The organism is Paraburkholderia sp. UYCP14C (assembly GCF_004197395.1).
In the GTDB taxonomy this organism is placed as follows: Bacteria; Pseudomonadota; Gammaproteobacteria; order Burkholderiales; family Burkholderiaceae; genus Paraburkholderia.
In genome coordinates this window covers 1-2,255 of sequence record NZ_SELS01000203.1, presented here as the reverse complement: position 1 = coordinate 2,255, position 2,255 = coordinate 1, and the positions used below count along the sequence as shown (strand labels likewise).

1 protein-coding gene and 1 pseudogene are annotated in these 2,255 nt (G+C 62.4%); both read left to right on the top strand.

Annotated elements, in window-relative coordinates; all coding sequences use genetic code 11:
- Nucleotides 1-209: 209 nt before the first annotated feature.
- A pseudogene (locus tag EVC45_RS44220) lies at nt 210-1,414 on the top strand (IS91 family transposase).
- Nucleotides 1,415-1,895: 481 nt separating this feature from the next.
- The gene (locus tag EVC45_RS44215) at nt 1,896-2,216 is read left to right on the top strand and encodes a hypothetical protein (RefSeq protein ID WP_248295532.1); all 321 of its coding nucleotides are present in this window, start codon (nt 1,896-1,898) and stop codon (nt 2,214-2,216) included.
- The last annotated feature ends 39 nt before the right edge of the window (nt 2,217-2,255 follow it).

Genomic DNA, 2,255 nt, shown 5'->3' with positions numbered 1-2,255 from the left:
GAACGCCTTTGGCCAGGCGCAGTGCGTTAAAAAGGCCTAATTGCGTCCGCAACCAACTGGGCGCCTACCCTGCCGAACAAAGCAACCTCGCGCTACCTGCGCATCGCGACCAGCACCGTGTGCGCCACCACCAGTCCCTTCGACCTGCTCCCGCATCCTGAACCCATCCCATCTCCACCCACTGCGCCCGAGTACTTCTGAAGCACGCGATGCGCCCGGCGCTCGAGGTGGCGGACATCCTTCGCCGCTGCGGACCGCAATACCGGCAGACGCATGCCGACGGACTCAGTCGTGTCCAGCGGCGTGTGATGAGCGCCATCGAGCTGTGTCGTACCGCCGCGCTCGGCGGACATGTCGAGCAGTGCGATGAGTGTGGCCATCAGCGCATCGCCTACGACTCCTGTCGCAATCGGCACTGTCCGAAGTGCCAGTCGCTCGCCCGCGCGCAATGGCTCGAACGCCGGCAGGCCGAGCTGCTTCCCGAGACCGAGTATTTCCATGTCGTCTTCACACTTCCCGAACCCATCGCGGCGCTCGCGTACCAGAACAAACGCGCGCTTTACGACATGCTGTTTCGCGCCAGCGCCGGAACGCTGCGCACGATCGCCGCCGATCCGAAGCACCTGGGCGCCGAGATCGGCTTCATCACCATCCTGCACACGTGGGGGCAGAATCTGCAGCACCACCCGCATGTGCATTGTGTCGTGCCCGGTGGTGGCATCGCCCCGGATGGTGAGCGCTGGATCGCCTGCCGCCCCGGCTTCTTCCTGCCCGTACGTGTGCTCTCGCGCCTGTTTCGCCGCCTGTTCCTCGAGCAGCTACGTCGTGCGTTCGACGCCGATATGCTGCGCTTCCATGGCCAGCTCAAGACGTTGCGTGACCGGCGAGCGTTCGACGCCTGGCTCGCGCCCGCCGCCCAGGCGGAGTGGGTGGTCTACGCCAAGCCACCCTTTGGCGGCGCCGAACACGTGCTCGCTTACCTGGGCCGCTACACGCATCGCGTGGCCATTTCCAATAACCGGCTGCTCGCCTTCGACGGACACGCCGTGCAGTTCCGCTGGAAGGACTACCGGCACGACGCCCGGCACAGCACCATGACGCTCACGGCCGACGAGTTCATCCGCCGTTTCCTTCTGCACGTGCTGCCCGATGGCTTCAAGCGCATCCGCAGCTACGGCTGGCTCGCCAACTGCCACCGTGCCGACAAGCTCTCCACCTCAGGCAGCTGCTCGGTGTCGAGGCTCCCGCCGCCGGATCATCCACCATCAGGGAAGACTACCGCGACCGTTACCAGCGGCTCACCGGCAAATCACTGCGGGACTGCCCCGTGTGCGGCAAGGGCCACATGCTTCGCATTGAAGGTATGCCCGGCAGCCTCCCACGAGCCCCGCCAGGTCCCGACCATGCGCTTTAGTTGCCACTGCACCCGTTTCCAGACACGTTTGCCGTTCCCGACGAGGCAAACGCGACCGGACTCGTGTCTTCGATCCGCGAGCGCGCCAGAATATCTCAAAACAACGGGTTATGGGCCTGCCAAGGCTTCCTTTCCTTCATCTCCCGTCAGCGAGGCTTCTACCGATCGCTGGAAATCCGGTTGCGGTTGCACGTCCTGGACATCAGAAATAACCGCGGTGGTCATTCAACGCCCATAGCGGTCACCGCCTGCGGAGCGGCTTAGCACAAATGGTTTTTTAGTTACCGATCGCGGGCTGATCGCGATCGGCTCCGTTATGCCTCTGCGGCCGCGATCGCTAACCAAAAAATCCTCTGCTTTATCAACACTGTTGGTATGTCTGAAAGTGTTGCGCATTGGACGTCATCGAGGCTCCATGTACCGCAACGGCAAGATGCAATTATGGTAAGTTCCGCCGTTGCGTTATGTTCTGGAGCTTTTTATGTTCGTTCGGGTCAGCGCCGACGTTGTGCCGCGGGCGCTCCGAGGCGTCGCGCTAGTCGACGACAACCACGTCCCAAGGTACTGGGCGGCAGTCTGGCTGGTCGTCGCTGGGTCTCAATGGGCAATGTCCACGCAGTCGATGCGGCTGCGGTACGTCGAGAATCTGTATGAGCACGCGGACCAGGCGTTCAAGGCGAATGCGCTGGATGACGCGCTTTCCGAACTGGATGACGCGCGGCTCGCTGACATTCTCGAGTCGTGGTTCGTGAGCTTGCGCAACCTGAACCGCCCCGGATTTTGTGGAGGCTCCAACTCTTGAGAGAATGGAGCCATGAACAAGAAGGTAACCAAGTTTTCC

Excerpts from the sequence above, each read along its gene's own strand:
- EVC45_RS44215 (WP_248295532.1), top strand. The coding sequence starts at position 1,896 with ATGTTCGTTCGGGTCAGCGCCGACGTTGTGCCGCGGGCGCTCCGAGGC.